Annotated in this window: 1 pseudogene; it reads right to left on the minus strand. The window is 68.2% G+C overall.

The window, feature by feature from the left end:
- Window positions 1-311: pseudogene (locus ACH107_RS33725) on the minus strand (hypothetical protein); the annotation flags it as partial.

Genomic DNA, 311 nt, shown 5'->3' on the forward strand with positions numbered 1-311 from the left:
ACACCGGGAGACCACTCCCAAAACCGACGAAAACAATGGCGAGGCAACAACGCCCGCGCGTGGTTCAGCACGCCCGTGCCGGTGCGCGGGGCGTCGTCCTGATAAAAGTCCAGCACATCGTCGAAACCCGCATGGGTCATGGCCTCCTCGCTTTCGCGCCGCAACAGCGGCAGGCCGGGCCAATGCCCATGACTGTCAAGGAAATCCATGATCTCGCGCGGCGTGCCCCGCCCCGCGCGCAGGCGGTACCATTCGATCAGCGCCGCCGCCGCGGGACCGTCCCGCAAGGCCAGCCGCGCCGCCACGTCCCA

The organism is Roseovarius halophilus (ex Wu et al. 2025) (assembly GCF_047086965.1).